The sequence below is a fragment of the Glutamicibacter sp. Je.9.36 genome (genome assembly GCF_051129975.1).
GTDB lineage: Bacteria > Actinomycetota > Actinomycetes > Actinomycetales > Micrococcaceae > Glutamicibacter.
This window is the reverse complement of sequence record NZ_JBCPSN010000001.1, coordinates 355770-369981: the sequence shown is the minus strand read 5'-3', so window position 1 is coordinate 369981 and position 14212 is coordinate 355770. Positions and strand designations below refer to the sequence as shown.

General features: G+C 62.3%; 13 protein-coding genes. 10 read left to right on the top strand and 3 right to left on the bottom strand.

The genetic code is table 11. From position 1 onward, the window contains the following. Positions 1-435 precede the first annotated feature (435 nt). From AAZQ98_RS01720 to rraA, 6 genes are all read left to right on the top strand, one after another. Positions 436-1863, top strand: a complete 1428-nt coding sequence (locus AAZQ98_RS01720) for a purine-cytosine permease family protein (protein WP_434689335.1) — start codon at positions 436-438, stop codon at positions 1861-1863. Further along, positions 1863-3512: an amidohydrolase gene (locus tag AAZQ98_RS01715; RefSeq protein ID WP_434689333.1), complete on the top strand. Its 1650-nt coding sequence runs from the start codon at positions 1863-1865 to the stop codon at positions 3510-3512. Before AAZQ98_RS01720 ends, AAZQ98_RS01715 begins: the two co-directional genes overlap by 1 nt. Positions 3513-3601: 89 nt before the next feature. Beyond that, on the top strand, positions 3602-4195 hold the full coding sequence (locus AAZQ98_RS01710) for a DUF308 domain-containing protein (RefSeq protein ID WP_434689331.1): 594 nt from the start codon (positions 3602-3604) through the stop codon (positions 4193-4195). 38 nt (positions 4196-4233) lie between these two features. Next, positions 4234-4527 carry a hypothetical protein gene (locus AAZQ98_RS01705; RefSeq protein ID WP_286134039.1) on the top strand — a complete coding sequence of 98 codons (294 nt, stop codon included), beginning with the start codon at positions 4234-4236 and terminating at the stop codon, positions 4525-4527. 207 nt (positions 4528-4734) lie between these two features. After that, positions 4735-6129 (top strand): amino acid permease, encoded by a 1395-nt coding sequence (locus AAZQ98_RS01700; protein ID WP_434690094.1) that lies wholly within the window; start codon positions 4735-4737, stop codon positions 6127-6129. 83 nt (positions 6130-6212) lie between these two features. After that, positions 6213-6689 (top strand): ribonuclease E activity regulator RraA, encoded by a 477-nt coding sequence (gene rraA / locus AAZQ98_RS01695; RefSeq protein ID WP_105656102.1) that lies wholly within the window; start codon positions 6213-6215, stop codon positions 6687-6689. Positions 6690-6705: 16 nt separating this feature from the next. Here rraA and AAZQ98_RS01690 read toward each other — a convergent pair whose 3' ends face one another. Next, positions 6706-7014, bottom strand: coding sequence for a hypothetical protein (locus tag AAZQ98_RS01690; protein ID WP_105656103.1), 309 nt, complete (start codon positions 7012-7014; stop codon positions 6706-6708). 252 nt (positions 7015-7266) lie between these two features. After that, complete coding sequence (locus AAZQ98_RS01685; RefSeq protein WP_105656104.1) at positions 7267-7818, bottom strand: CGNR zinc finger domain-containing protein; 552 nt, start codon at positions 7816-7818, stop codon at positions 7267-7269. Positions 7819-7942: 124 nt separating this feature from the next. On the opposite strand from AAZQ98_RS01685, the gene AAZQ98_RS01680 reads away from it, so the two are divergent. Together AAZQ98_RS01680 and AAZQ98_RS01675 are read left to right on the top strand one after the other, a co-directional pair. Continuing rightward, complete coding sequence (locus AAZQ98_RS01680; protein ID WP_105656105.1) at positions 7943-8920, top strand: EamA family transporter; 978 nt, start codon at positions 7943-7945, stop codon at positions 8918-8920. Positions 8921-9046: 126 nt separating this feature from the next. After that, positions 9047-10570, top strand: coding sequence for a GMC family oxidoreductase (locus AAZQ98_RS01675; RefSeq protein WP_434689328.1), 1524 nt, complete (start codon positions 9047-9049; stop codon positions 10568-10570). A 42-nt stretch (positions 10571-10612) separates the two neighbouring features. Here AAZQ98_RS01675 and AAZQ98_RS01670 read toward each other — a convergent pair whose 3' ends face one another. Beyond that, positions 10613-11095 carry a MarR family transcriptional regulator gene (locus AAZQ98_RS01670; RefSeq protein WP_434689326.1) on the bottom strand — a complete coding sequence of 161 codons (483 nt, stop codon included), beginning with the start codon at positions 11093-11095 and terminating at the stop codon, positions 10613-10615. A gap of 191 nt (positions 11096-11286) precedes the next feature. Between AAZQ98_RS01670 and AAZQ98_RS01665 the strand changes: the two genes are divergently transcribed. Next, the gene (locus AAZQ98_RS01665) at positions 11287-13140 is read left to right on the top strand and encodes a flavin-containing monooxygenase (protein ID WP_434689325.1); all 1854 of its coding nucleotides are present in this window, start codon (positions 11287-11289) and stop codon (positions 13138-13140) included. Then, the gene (locus AAZQ98_RS01660; RefSeq protein WP_434689323.1) at positions 13137-14147 is read left to right on the top strand and encodes an SMP-30/gluconolactonase/LRE family protein; all 1011 of its coding nucleotides are present in this window, start codon (positions 13137-13139) and stop codon (positions 14145-14147) included. Before AAZQ98_RS01665 ends, AAZQ98_RS01660 begins: the two co-directional genes overlap by 4 nt. Positions 14148-14212: the final 65 nt, after the last annotated feature.

Sequence of the window (14212 nt, the reverse complement as noted above, 5' to 3'; positions counted from 1 at the left end):
GCATGGCTCCGAGAACGCCGTCGAATTTTGATAACACGCGCATTCGATAAAAACTGGAAGGTAGCTCAGGGAAGCACCGTCGCTCGTCTCCGAAGATTCGAAGTCGGGCGCTTTAACTTAGCCGCAGATGGGTTGAAGTGAGAGTCGCAACCCCGACGATTGCTCTGAAAAGTGAATCGATTCTACAGATTCAAAGTATCTATATTCGCACATTTACGTAATTCAAGTCGTCGTCTACCCTAGAAATAACGTGATGGGGAACACGCTGTAAATCCGTATTGGTCGACTGGCCGATAAGTGTCGGTTCGCCAGCAGCAACTGCCCGCTACCCGATGACTTCGGTTCCTCGGCTTCCCCCAAGACCATCCGATGCAGGTTTTCGAGTACGTCTGCATTCGGCCAGCGGAAAGCATTTCCCGACGAGCAAGGAACATCATGAGCGACCTCGCGAAGAACCGGCTATTTGCCATAGAGAAGGAATCCATTGGGCCAATTCCGGCTCATGAACGACACGGCAGCGGCAAGCAGCTGTTTGCGATCTGGATGGGCATGAACATGACGCCGCTGACTGTCGTCACTGGCGCAACGGCGACCACGCTGCTGGATCTGCCCTTCCTGCCGGCAGCACTCGCTATTCTCCTGGGCCATGCCATCGGTGGCATCGGCATGGCGCTTCACGCGGCCCAAGGGCCTGTGCTGGGAATTCCGCAAATGCTTCAGGCCCGCGGACAATTCGGCACCAAAGGCGCAAACCTGGTCGTGGTCATCGCCATTTTGATGTTCGTAGGCTACTTCGCATCTAATCTCGTGGTGTCATCAGCGTCGGTTAGGGCCATCATTCCGCAGAGCAATCCATCGGCAATCATCATCGCTTGTGCTGCGCTGAGCTTCGTAATTGCGGCCTTCGGCTACAACTTGATCCGAAAAGTCACTGAGATCAGTGCTTACGTGGTCGGCGCACTGGCGGTCATCGCGTTCGCGGCCCTATTAGGCACCCCGGAATTCTGGGGCAACGTGCTGGTTGGGGAGTTCAGCTGGTCAGGTTTCTGCGCCATGGTCGCAATCGGTGTTGTCTGGCAACTGGCTTATGCCCCGTATGTGTCTGATTATTCGCGTTACATGCCGCGGGACTCCGGGGCACGCGGCGCGTTTTGGGGCACATACCTCGGTTGCGTAGTCTCCAGTGTCCTGTTGATGCTCCTTGGAGCAGGGGTGGGAGTAGCCTATGCGAATCTCGAGACGATGAGCGCCATGTCGGCGATTGCCGGTCCATTTTTCGGCTACCTGATCCTGTTCGGCTTCGCCTTGGCCGCGGCTGCGGGCAATTCGGTCAACGTGTACTGCAGCACTCTGTGCCTCCTGACCCTGGTGGAAACGTTCCGCACCGGATGGCGGCCGGCGGCAAAGCACCGCATCGCGGGCTCCGCACTGCTCCACGTCATCGGTGCAGTGTTGGCACTGGCGGCAGCTACTTCCTTCGCTTCGAGCTATTTCAGCTTCCTGAGCATCTTGCTGTATCTGCTGATTCCTTGGTCTGCGATCAATCTGGTCGACTACTATCTGGTGCGCGCCGGAAGCTATGCTGTCAATGATTTCTACTTGCCATCGGGCGGACGATACGGTTCATGGAATCGTTGGGCATTGGCTGTATTCGTGCTGGGAGTTGTGGTGCAGATTCCATTCATGTCCACGGCCTTCTATGCCGGACCTGCAGCGGAGGTGCTCGGTGGCATCGATATCGCGTGGTTGGTGGGCTTGCTGTTCAGCGGAATTGCCTATCTGGCGATTTGCCGCAAGGTGCCATCCGCTGTCCACGCAATAGCCGAAACGGCGACTTCGACCACCCCTGACTGGGAGAAATAATGCAGGCAGAACTGTTATTCGCCAACGGTCCGATCTACACCATGGATCCGTCATACCCGAAAGCTTCAGCTTTGGCGGTGCGGGACGGCCGGATCATCGCTGTGGATGATGCGGCGCATCAACTGAGCGGCCCAAGTACCGAGGTCGTCGACCTGACAGGCAAAGCCTTGCTGCCTGGTTTCCACGATGCGCACGTTCATCCGCTGTTGGGAGGGCTCCAGCTGCTCCAATGCAACCTGGATGCCGTCCATTCGCTTGCCGCGTACCGCGAGATCATCAGCTCCTATGACCGAACGCACCCGGAGCTCGATTGGATCAGTGGCGGTGGCTGGTACGGGGATGTATTCCCCGGGGGGTTCCCCACAAAGGAATTATTGGACCAACTAGTTCCCGACCGACCGGCATACATGCTTAGCCATGATGGCCACGGGGCGTGGGTTAATTCCCGGGCACTGCAGCTGGCCGGGATTACGGACAGCACTCCGGATCCGGCCGGCGGGATCATCCAGCGGGATCCCAACGGACGGGCCACCGGCATGCTGATGGAACGCGCGGCGGAACTCGTGAACAAAATGCTCCCGGAGACGGGCGAGTCCGAGATCGACCAAGCCCTGCTTGCGGCACAGGATTATCTGCTGTCGATGGGAATCGTGGCCTGGCAGGATGCCGCAGTGGGCCAAGCACTGGGAATGCCGGACTTCTTCGAACGATACCGGTCCCTGGAACGTTCCGGAAAGCTGGCCGCCAGCGTGACCGGGGCACTTTGGTGGCATGCCGACCAGGGCTTGGACCAGATTCCCGAGATGATCCGTCGCCGTGAAAGCACAGGCGGCCGATTCCGTGCCAGTGCGGTCAAGCTCATGCTGGACGGTGTCTGTGAGAACCTGACTGCCTCGATGACGAGACCGTATTCAGGGCATCCGGGCAACCGAGGGATGCAGTTGATCCCCGCGCAGGACTTGAACCAGATCACGCGCCAACTGGACGCTGCGGGATTCGACATGCACATCCATACGGTCGGTGACCAAGCTGTGCATGACGCGCTGGAAGCATTGCGGCTGCCGGTACGCGACGGGTGGGATCCTCGCCACCAGCTTGCACACATCGACATCTTGGATCCAGCCGATCTGGAGCTGTTTTCTCGGACGGGTGCCATTGCCAATATCCAGGCACTCTGGGCGCGGCAAGATCCGGTGCTTGTGGAAACCAAGCTTCCCTACCTCGACCACCGGCACCAAAAATCCCATTTCGCCTTCGAGACCCTGAGATCGGCGGGGATACCTCTGGCCATGGGCAGCGACTGGCCAGTGTCCAGCCCCGACCCGATGTGGGCCATCCACACTGCTGTCAATCGCACCGCTCCACCGGTGGATCCGCATGCCACCGACCATCGGTCCCAGACCCAGCCCCTGCTTGCCCATGAAGCGATCTCACTGCAGCATGCACTGTATGCGCAAACTGCGGGGGCTGCCTACGCGAATCGCCAGGAACACCTCCGCGGCACCCTCCGAACTGGCATGCAAGCAGATTTCGCGATACTGGAGGCGGACCCCTTTGCAGTGGAAGCGTCCGAGCTGGGCAATATCGGCGTGCATCAGACATGGATCGACGGAGAGCTGGTCCACGAACGCAGCAAGGTGAGGGGTTGAAAGGGGCATCGGCCAGTGCGGGCACCGTGACGATGTGATTAACCCCGGGCGAAGTGGCGGTTAGTTCTATGAGCGGTAGAATAGAAATTGTGCCTGCACCAAAAACCACCCCAGTTCAAGCTTCAGATGTTTTCCGCCCAGTCTTCCTGCGCGGCCTGACAGCCCTGGCCTATGCCCTGATGTCGATTTTCTGGATCGGCGCAGATGACAAGGTTGTCACTTACTCCACGGCAGCGTTCCTCGTTGTCACTGGCGTGTTCATGTGGCAGTACGTATCTGTGGAAAGCGCGCCGGAGAAGTCGCGCGCCCCCTACGCGCTGGGTGCGGGACTGATGCTTCTGGCTGGTATCGCCACCATCTTCGTCAGCTCGATTGCCTGGGTCGGCTATGTGGGTGCCTTTGCATTCCTGGCCGGAGGCATTGCCGAGCTCATCGTCTTCGCCAAGCATCGCGAGGCCTTCCCGCCGTTCAGGAACCAGCTGGTTACCGGCGCGGTAGGCGTGATCTTGGCCATTTCGCTGTGCTTCAGCGGTGGCATGGATGCGCACGCATTGTTCGGCCTGATTGGCGGCGGAACTATCGTTCTGGCCGTTTTCGCGCTGATTGCCGCCTTCGGCCATCGCCATGAAATGAAGTCAGCCGCCCCGACCACGATCAATTCGCCGGACCAGGAAAGCAACTAGTCTTTAGGTCTGCAGTAAAAGTAGAAACGGAGTTCCTGGTGGGAAACAACAAGAAGAAGCAACCGTGGAGCCAGTCAATCAAGGGCCCACTGAGCTTCTCGCTGATCCTGGCCATCGTCGCCGGCGTGGTCGGCCTGGTTAGCTCCACCGGCGGATCGCAGAATCCCTTGCGCTTCGATATCGGTTTGGCCTGTTTCGGCATCGCCTTTGTCGCAAGCCTGCTGGTCATCTCGGTGATGACCATGGCCGCCAAGGACAATGATCCTGACCTGGGAAAGGGGACCGGGGTAAACCGATCCTCATCCAACCCGGACAAGAAGTTTGAAGACTGATAATAAAGCTTAGCCACGCGGCATGACGCGCTGGGACTGTCCATCCACAGATAGTCCCAGCGCGTTGTCGTTTGCCGGGCCAATTGATCGAGGCAGGACGCCTCAAGCACGCACCAAGGATTTCAAGTGAGTAGCACGAGTATCTCTGATCAGCATGGCCGCACCCCACTGGGCAAGCAGCTGCGACGCCGCAAATCCATCCAGGCGATGGCCAACGACGCCGCGAACAACGCCGGGCTCGGGACGCTCAAGCGCTCGCTGGGCGTCACCCAGCTGGTCATGATCTCCGTCGGAGCCACCCTGGGTACCGGCATCCTGGTGATCCTCGGATCTGCCGTTCCGGTCGCCGGCCCGGCGATCTGGATCGCCTTCGTGCTGGCCGGCATCACCGCGCTGCTTTCGGCGGTCTCCTACGCCGAAATGGCGGGCATGGTCCCGGTCTCCGGCTCCAGCTATTCCTATTCCTACGCCACGCTGGGCGAGGGCATGGCCTGGGTGTGCGGTTGGTGCCTGGTGCTGGAATACGCAGTTTCCGCGGCAGCGGTGGCGGTGGGTGCCGGCGCCTACGTGAACCAGACGCTGGAGATCTTCGGCTTGGCTTTGCCCCAAGCCCTGGCCGCCGGCCCGGGCGACGGCGGCATCATCAACCTCTCGGCCTTGATCGTGGTCATCTTGGCGACCCTGCTGCTGGTACGCGGTGCCCGCGAATCGGCACTGGCCAACACCGTCATGGTGATCGTGAAGATCGCCATCCTCGTCTTCTTCGTGGTGGTCGCCTTCACCGCTTTCAATGCCGGGAACTTCGCTCCGCTGCTGCCCATGGGCGCCGCGGGCGTGACCGGGGCAGCGTCCATGGTCTTCTTCTCCTACATCGGCTTCGACGCGGCCTCGACCGCCGGCGAGGAAGCCAAGAACCCGCAGAAGGACCTGCCGCGGGCAATCATGATCGCCATGGTGCTGGTAACCACCATTTACGTGCTGGTTGCCGTAGCCGCCATTGGCGCCCGGGAGTGGAACTGGTTCGCCGAATCGGAAGCCGCCCTGGTGCAGATCGTTTCCGAAATCACTGGACAGAAATGGATGGTCTTGGCCTTCGCCCTGGCCTCGGTGATCGCGATCGTCTCGGTGGTGCTGACCACCCTGTACGGGCAGACGCGCATCCTGCTCTCCATGGGCCGCGACGGCCTGATCCCGCGCTTCTTCGCCAAGGTTTCGCCCAGCACCCGCACCCCGGTCATCGGCACCTACGTCACCGGTGCGGTCGTGGCCATTGCCGCCTCGCTGATCCCGCTGGGCCAGCTGGCCGAAGCGACCAGCATCGGCACCCTGTTCGCCTTCTCGCTGGTCGGCGTCTCGGTGATGTACCTGCGCAAAACCCAGCCGGATACTCCGCGCACCTTCCGCGTCCCGCTGTATCCGGTGACCCCGATTCTGGGCATCGCGGCCTGCCTGTTCCTGATGTTCAACCTGGCCGGCATCACCTGGCTGGTCTTCGCCATCTGGATGGCTGTGGGAGCTGCGATCTATCTGGGCTTCGGCCGCCGCAACTCGCGCCTCGGCGCTTTGGACGCCAAGGCCTATGAAGCGGAACTGAACCTCTGACACTTTCGTCATGCGCTGGGGTTGCGGGCACTGCGGGCTAAGCTGTGTGGTGGACCACTATCGCAGCTCATGAAGGAAGCATCATGCACCAGGAACCGATCAGCACCGCCGACCTCTACGACCAGCATGGGGATGCGCTGCAGTCCGTCTCGGCGCAATTCCAGGACTTCGGCGGGCGGCTGTCCTTCCACGGGCCTGCACGTACCGTGAAGTGCCATGAGGACAACGGCCTGGTCAAGGAGATCCTGAGCTTCCCGGGCAACGGCGCGGTGCTCGTGGTCGATGGGGGAGCATCCCTGCGTTACGCCCTGATGGGTGACATGATTGCCGCGAATGCCGAAGCCAATGGCTGGGCCGGGGTCATCATCAGCGGCGCCGTACGCGACCGTGCGGCACTGGCTGAGATGGAACTCGGGATCAAGGCACTGGGCAGCAACCCGCGCAAAACCGTCAAGCGCTCGCACGGTTCGGTGGATGAAGTGATCAGCATCGGGGATGTGAAGGTCCGGCCGGGCGCGATGGTGTATGCGGATATCGACGGGATTCTTGTCGAGAACTAGCCGCTAGCCCATCCAGCTAGGGCTTGTCGCCTGCGCCTTCCCATTCCGCCTTGAACTCCTCGGTGCCCAAGGCCTCCAGGTCCGCGCGGATCTGGACGATCAGCCGCTCAGCTTCTTCGAGGCTGGAGGTTGTCATGCGCAGAAGTACCGAATCATCTTGGCGGGAATGCACGACTACCTGGGGCTCGTTCGCTTCGTACTCGGCATCGCCCAGCGTGGCAGAAGCCAGAGCTACAACCCAGCGGGCCGCGGCTTTCAATGGTCCGCTCTCAGCTGCTTCTATCCGTGCTTCGTAATCATCCGAAGCGTGGGTTTCCTGAGTCATGACCTGCCCCTTCCACTACTGCAACTGCCGGTATCCCCGGTTGTGTGTTCATCATATGGCCCGGGCAAGGTAAAAGGCGAGGGGCATCGCCCAACGACAGTTTGGCCACGTGCTGGCCGCTGGTCACGGGGATGGGCGGCGGTCCCGAGGCCACAGCGGACTGCTCGGCCACGCTGCGGCGATGCAGTGCGCAGGGGCGCTGGCCGATCACGGACGAAACACGACTTGGTGTGCCCAGTGTCGGGGTTCTGGCTAGTCGATACGCTTTCCGGCTTTGCGTGCACGGTAGGCGCGCACGTGCTCGCGGTTGGCGCAGTTGCCGGTATCGCAGTACAGCTTGGAGCGGTTGCGTGACAGATCCAGCAGGGCCGCCTCGCAGTCCTCCGAGGCGCAGATCCGCAGCCGCTGCAATCCGCCGGAGCGGATCACTTCCGCCAGCGCCATCGCGGCGTCCACGGCCATGCGGTCGTAGAGCGGGGTGCTGTTGGTGGTGGCATGCAGGTGGTAACCCAGCGATTCGCTCTTGATCAATTGAGGCTGGGCGTTGGCGTTGCGCAGGATCGCATTGACCCGGAAGACGGATTCTTCTTCGGTGCCTATCCAGATGTTCTTCAGCTGGGAACGCAACTGGCGAATGGAGCGAAGCTCTGCCTGGTTGTGCGCGCGGGAGCCTTCGAAATTCTCGGCATCAAGGAACTCATCGAGATCAGCGACGGTGGAGAGCATATCCACGATTTGCACCTCGGTATTCAGAAGGTTCACCACGGACTTCAATGAAGCTTCGATATCTGGTGCAAAGGTCATAATTCGTTCCTGGAAGCTGGGTAGATTGACTGCCACTCAAGCCTAACCGTATCGTCATGCTCATACCCCCATTTGCCCCTGAACGGCGGCATGAAATTCTCCGCGAAAGACTTCAAAGACCCTCATGAGCGACCTGTCTGATTCCGGCCTTCCGGCCGCCACTGCCGGTAGTCCAGTACTGCGTCAAAGCCAGTCCCGGGGGATCTGGATTGCGCTGGCATCCTCCGCGGCCTTCGGGATTTCCGGCTCCTTCGCCAAGGGGCTTTTCGAAGCAGGGTGGAGTCCCACCGCAGCCGTGGCAGCGCGCATGGCCGGCGCCGCGCTGGTCCTGGCGATCCCTGCGGTCCTGGCGATGCGCGGCCGCTGGACGTTGCTGCGCACCAACTGGGTGTCGATTGTGCTCTTTGGATTGTTTGGAGTGGGAGCCTGCCAGCTGTGCTATTTCTTGGCGGTGCAGCGCTTGGATGTCGGGGTGGCTTTGCTGCTGGAGTACCTGGCTCCGGTGCTCATCGTGCTGGTGCTCTGGGCCAAGCACCAGAAGCGCCCGTCGGCGGCAACGATCGCTGGCACCCTGTTGTCATTGGCGGGCCTGGTGGCGGTGCTGGATCTGACCGGCACCACGCGGATTGATCCGATCGGCGTGCTCTGGGGCTTGGGGGCAGCGGTGGGCCTGACGGTCTACTTCTTCATTAGCGCCAAGGTCGATGGCGCGCTGCCACCGATCATGCTGTCGGCCGGCGGCATGGCCGTTGGAGCGCTAACCATGCTGCTGGTTGGCGGCTTGGGAATCCTTCCAATGCAGTGGGCCGCCGGCAGCGGATCATTTGCCGGGTATGAAACCCCATGGTGGTTGGCCTTGACCGGGCTGATCCTGATCGCCACCGTGTTCTCCTACACCACCGGGGTGATGGCCGCCCGGGAACTGGGGTCCAAGGTGGCCAGCTTCATCTCGTTGACCGAGGTGCTTTTCGCGGTGCTGTGGGCTTGGCTGCTGCTCTCCGAGCTGCCTGGTGCGGTGCAGCTGTTCGGCGGCCTGCTGATTGTGTGCGGTGTGGTGCTGGTGCGTGTCGATGAACTGCGTGCGGCCCGCAAGGGGATCTAAGCGGCCCGTAGGGTAAAACGCGCACGCGATGCCAATTGTTGTGCGCCGGATGCCAAGGGAAAACCCGCTGACCTGTACAGGCTGGGAGAAACAAGTTTCGCAGGCATCCTAGCTGGAGGAAAACCCATGGGCAGCAAGTCGGTCATAGTCGTAGGCGCAGGTTCGGCTGGCTCGGTGGTCGCGCGCCGGCTCGTGGATGCCGGGGCACGGGTGACCTTGTTCGAAGCCGGCTCCGAGGACACCAACCCAGCCATCCACGACCTCTCGCGCATGGGCGAGTTGTGGCATAGCAAGGACGACTGGGATTACCACACCGTCCCGATGGCCGGGGCAGCCAACAAGCCGATGCACCTGCCCCGGGGCAAGGTGCTCGGCGGTTCCCACGCGCTGAATGCGACCATCTGGGTGCGCTGCGCCCCGCAGGATTTCGATGACTGGGCCAAGGACTGCGGCGAGCAGTGGGCCTGGAAGAATGTCCTGCCGATCTACAAGGAAATCGAGAACTTCTCTGGCGGCGCCAGCGAATTCCACGGCAGCGACGGGCTGGTGCCGGTGGACAACGACTACGAGCTGGATGAGATCCACCAGTCGATTATCGACGCCGCGGTGCAGTCCGGAATCCGGTTCAATCCCGACTACAACGGCGAGCAGCTGGAAGGCGTTTCCAAGGAGCAGATCAACGTTGCTGGCGGCGAACGCATCAACACCTGGAAGGCCTATCTGAAGCCGGTGCGCGAGCGCATGGAAATCATCACGGATGCCGAAGTGCATTCGGTGATCCTCGAATCCGGATCCGCGGTAGGTGTGCGCTACCGGATCGGCGGGCAGCTGCAGGAGCTGCGCGCAGATGAGGTGGTGCTCAGTGCCGGTGCCCTGGGATCCCCGCAAATCCTGTTGCGCTCAGGGATCGGCCCGGCGGCCGAGCTCGAAGCCGCGGGCGTCATGCCGCTGCATGAGCTGGACCAGGTGGGAAAGAACCTGCATGACCACCTGCTGGCGCCGGTGATTGCCGAAACCACTACCCGGGCGATTCCCGCCCCGCGTGCCGGGGTCTCCGTTTCGCAATCGCACATGTTCACCCGATCCCGCGAGGGCCTGGACCGCCCGGACACCCAGCCGATCTTCTTCGCCGTGCCCATGTACTCCCCGGGCATGGAACCGGTCGACGGCACTGCGTTCACCTTGCACTCCGGGATCGTCACCCCGCACAGCCGCGGTGAAATCACCCTGGGCGGGCCTGGCCTGGATGACCCGGTGAACATCGATTTGAATGCGCTGGATGATCCGCGGGATATGCAGGCATTCCTGGTATCGATGAAGCAATGCCGCGCGATGGTGGAGCAAGATGCCTTGGCCGGGGACTGGGGAGCCAGGGAAGTCTACCCGGGCGAAGGAATTCGCGGCGATGAGCAGCTGGAGGACTACATCCGGAACAACGTCGTGACCTACCACCACCAGGTGGGTACCTGTCGCATGGGCACTGATGCGCAGGCCGTGGTGGATCCGCAGCTGCGGGTCCAGGGCCTGGAGGGCTTGCGGGTCATCGATGCCTCGATCATGCCAAAGATCACCACCGGCAACACCAATGCCCCGGCCATCCTCATCGGCGAACTGGGCGCCAAATTCCTCTTGGCTGATCTCCGGCTCTGACAGGCGGCGCACTATGGCCGTGGCCAAGCGGCACCCAAGGGCTCACGAGTTCTGGCCGGAGCCAGCCAGGGTTTCCATAGCCTGGGCCACCGCGGCCATTCCCTGGACCAATGCGGCCAGATCGCCGGTGCTCAAGAGCGCGGTGATCTCGTCGGCCAGTTCCGGCCGGTCGGCGACCAGCTGGCGCACCACCTCGCGGCCCAGCGGGGTGGCCTTGATGCGCCGGACCCGCTGGTCATGCGGGTCGGGGTAGCGTTCGGCCGCGCCGCGGGAGACCAGCCGGTCGAGCATCCCGGACATCGAGGCCATGGAGACGCCGAATTCCTTGGCCAGGGACTGCCCGGTGGAGCCATCTTCCGTGGTGACAAGGATGGTCAGCACCTTGACCTGCTGCGCCGTCAAATCCAGCTTCAGCAACGGCAGGATGGAGGACGGCAGGGCAGCTGTGGCGATGGCGTCCCTGCAGTGGTGCAGCTGGCGCAGTAATTCGTTCCGGGAAGCGGAACCGTGGGGAATGCTGGACATGTTCCCATCATAGTGACCGCCCGGCCGGTGGTCCGACGGTCCCATTTGCTTGATTACTTAGGGTGAGGCTAAGCTTTTAGGAGTTCCGAACCTGCGGGCAATCCACGCGGCAAGTCCATGGGGCCTTCCCGCCAACGTCATTCCTCGCACTCGCTGCCTGCAGGCTCCGGGACAGCAAGAAGCACAAGTGCGTGACGAAAGACGAGGAATTTGTGGGCGAGAACCCAACGACCCCCATTGTTAACGAAGCTGAAATCGATATAGCCGGGCTGCGCGCGAAATACGCCGCAGAACGCGATCGCCGCATCCGCGACGACGGCAACTCCCAGTACCGCCGGGCAGCCGGAGAATTCGGCTACTACGCCAAGGACCCCTACACGCCCTGGAAAGAACGCGAAGCGCTGACGGACTTCGTCGAAGTGCTGGTGATCGGAGGCGGGTTCGGCGGGCTGGTCAGCGCGGCAAAGCTGCGCCAAGCCGGCGTCGGGTCCATCCGCATGCTCGATGAAGCCGGCGACTTCGGCGGCACCTGGTACTGGAACCGCTACCCGGGAATCCACTGCGACATCGAATCCTACGTATACATGCCGCTGCTTGAGGAAGTCGGCTACGTTCCGAAGCGCCGCTACGCGCCGGGCGAGGAGATCCGCCAGCACGCCATGGCCATCGCCAGGAAGTTCGATCTCTACCGCGACACCGCCTTCCAGACCCGGGTCACTTCCCTGGCCTGGGACGAGGAGCGCAACCACTGGCTGGTGGAAACCGACCGCGGCGATGCCATGCATGCCCGCCATGTGATCACGTCCTCGGGCACCCTGACCCAGCCGAAACTGCCGGGTATCGAAGGCCTGGAAACTTTCAAGGGCCACACCTTCCACACCAGCCGCTGGGACTATGGCTACACCGGCGGATCCGCCGATGGCGCACTGGAGAAGCTGGCGGACAAGCGCGTGGCCGTGATCGGCACCGGCGCTACCGGGCTGCAGGCCATTCCCCATGTGGCTGCCAGCGCCAAGCAGACCTTCGTCTTCCAGCGCACCCCATCCAGCGTGGACGTGCGTGCCAACCGCGATACCGACCCGCAGTGGGCCGCCAGCCTCAAGCCGGGCTGGCAGAAGGAGCGCCAGGACAACTTCCTGCGCATCGTCTCCGGCGAGGAGTACGGCGAAGACCAGATCCAGGATGGCTGGACCACCGTGCCGCAGCTGCAGCGGGCCATGATCACCGGCAAGATCGATGATTCGATCAGTGCCGAGGAACGCGAACGCACCGAGGAGCTGTTGGACTTCGCCAAGATGAACCAGATCCGCGACCGGGTGGACAGCATCGTGGAGGACCCGGCCACGGCCGAGCTGCTTAAGCCGTGGTACCGCTACATGTGCAAGCGCCCGGGCTTCTCGGACACCTACCTGCAGTCCTTCAACCGCCCGAACACCACGCTGGTGGATACCGCGGACTTCGGGGGAGTGAGCAAGGTCAGCGAGACCTCGATCTTCGTCGGGGAGGACGAGTACGAGGTGGACTGCATCATCTTCGCCACCGGCTTCGAGGTGGGAGTCTCCGGGGTCATCTCCGGAACCATGCCGGTCTACGGGCGAGGCGGCGTCCAGCTGCTGCATGCCTGGGGGCAGGCCGGCCCGCAGACCCTGCACGGCTTCTACTCCCATGGCTACCCGAACCTGTTCCACCTCTCTTCGCTGCAGACGGCGAACTCGGCGAACTCGGTGAACTTCGTGCACATCCTGCAGGAGCAGGCCGAACATGTGGCTGCCGTCATTGCCGCGGCGCGCCAGGCTGGCGCCGAGGTCATCGAGCCGACGCTCGAAGAGCAGCAGGCATGGACCGCCTCCATCAGCGAGCTGGCGGTGGACAACACCGCGTATCTGCAGGCCTGCACCCCGGGATACTACAACCAGGAGGGCAAGCCCAGCGGCAAGTCCAATGCCTTCGGGCCCGGGCCAGTGGCCTTCCACCGGTTGCTCGCCAACTGGCGCGAGACCGAGCTGGCTGCCTTCGCCGCACGCTTTGCGCAGGTGAACGCATGAGCCGCCGTATTCCGGCCCTGGGCCTGGCCGGCCTCGGCCTGATGCTGGCACTGACCGGTTGCGGCCAGGAAGCCCCGGTCTCCGAGGGCGTGGCGCAGCATGCGGCCACCGAACTGCTCCAGGTCACGCAGGTGCATGCCGAAACCGGGATGACCCTGTTGGAAGGCCCGGTCCTTGATGGGCAGGGCAACCTGTTCGTGGTGGATGTGCCGGCGCCCGCTGGCGAAGCGAAGCTGCTGAAAATCGATCTGAATTCCAAGGATGTCTCCCAGGTGCACACCGATGGCACTGGCGCCTATTCCTCGGCCCAGTTCTCCCCGGCAGACCAGCGGATGTACCTCAGCGACATCGCCGGCGGCCGGATTATCAGCATGAATGCCGACGGCAGCGACGTGCAGGTGTTCTTCGAAGGGGACGTGGACGGGCGCAGGGTCAGTCCCGATGACATCGCCTTCGACAAGGAAGGAAACCTGTTCGTCAGCGACTTCACGGCCTTCCCGGGTGCCGGGGTGGATGCGGCCCAGGCGGGGCGGATCATCCGCATCGATGGGGAAACTGCCCAGGGCAGCGTCGTTGCCGAGAACCTGCCCTCCACCAATGGCATCTCCTTCAACGAGGACTACTCGGGGCTGTGGCTCAGCCAATATGCGGCCAACCGCATCGATCTGCTGGCCCTTGACCAAACGGGCATGAAGGCTGCCTCCGTGCAGCCGGCGATCTATGTGAATGCCGGAGTGGCCAAGGTCGACTCGAATGCAGTGGATGCAGCCGGGAATATCTACCAGATGTTCGAGCACGATGCGCGGATCGATGTCTATTCCAAGACCGGCCAGCTCAAGGCGCAAATCCGGCTTCCGGATGACGCGCAGGGACTGGAATCTGCGACCAACATCGCGATCGAGCCGGGCACGACGCAAGGCTATGCGACGGTCAGCGGCAAGTCCGGCGGCTATGTGTACACCTTCGAGGCCCTGGCTGAGGGAATCAGCCAGAGCAACGGAGGCTAGCTGCATCGGAGACCCCGCCATGAGCGCTTGATGGCGGGGCCGCCATCCGTGTGAGATTCATCGAA

Excerpts from the sequence above, each read along its gene's own strand:
- AAZQ98_RS01675 (WP_434689328.1), top strand. The coding sequence starts at position 9,047 with ATGGGCAGCAAGTCGGTCATAGTCGTAGGCGCAGGTTCGGCTGGCTCG.
- AAZQ98_RS01670 (WP_434689326.1), bottom strand. The coding sequence starts at position 11,095 with ATGTCCAGCATTCCCCACGGTTCCGCTTCCCGGAACGAATTACTGCGC.
- AAZQ98_RS01685 (WP_105656104.1), bottom strand. The coding sequence starts at position 7,818 with ATGACCTTTGCACCAGATATCGAAGCTTCATTGAAGTCCGTGGTGAAC.
- AAZQ98_RS01715 (WP_434689333.1), top strand. The coding sequence starts at position 1,863 with ATGCAGGCAGAACTGTTATTCGCCAACGGTCCGATCTACACCATGGAT.
- rraA (WP_105656102.1), top strand. The coding sequence starts at position 6,213 with ATGCACCAGGAACCGATCAGCACCGCCGACCTCTACGACCAGCATGGG.
- AAZQ98_RS01660 (WP_434689323.1), top strand. The coding sequence starts at position 13,137 with ATGAGCCGCCGTATTCCGGCCCTGGGCCTGGCCGGCCTCGGCCTGATG.
- AAZQ98_RS01690 (WP_105656103.1), bottom strand. The coding sequence starts at position 7,014 with ATGACTCAGGAAACCCACGCTTCGGATGATTACGAAGCACGGATAGAA.
- AAZQ98_RS01720 (WP_434689335.1), top strand. The coding sequence starts at position 436 with ATGAGCGACCTCGCGAAGAACCGGCTATTTGCCATAGAGAAGGAATCC.
- AAZQ98_RS01680 (WP_105656105.1), top strand. The coding sequence starts at position 7,943 with ATGAGCGACCTGTCTGATTCCGGCCTTCCGGCCGCCACTGCCGGTAGT.
- AAZQ98_RS01700 (WP_434690094.1), top strand. The coding sequence starts at position 4,735 with ATGGCCAACGACGCCGCGAACAACGCCGGGCTCGGGACGCTCAAGCGC.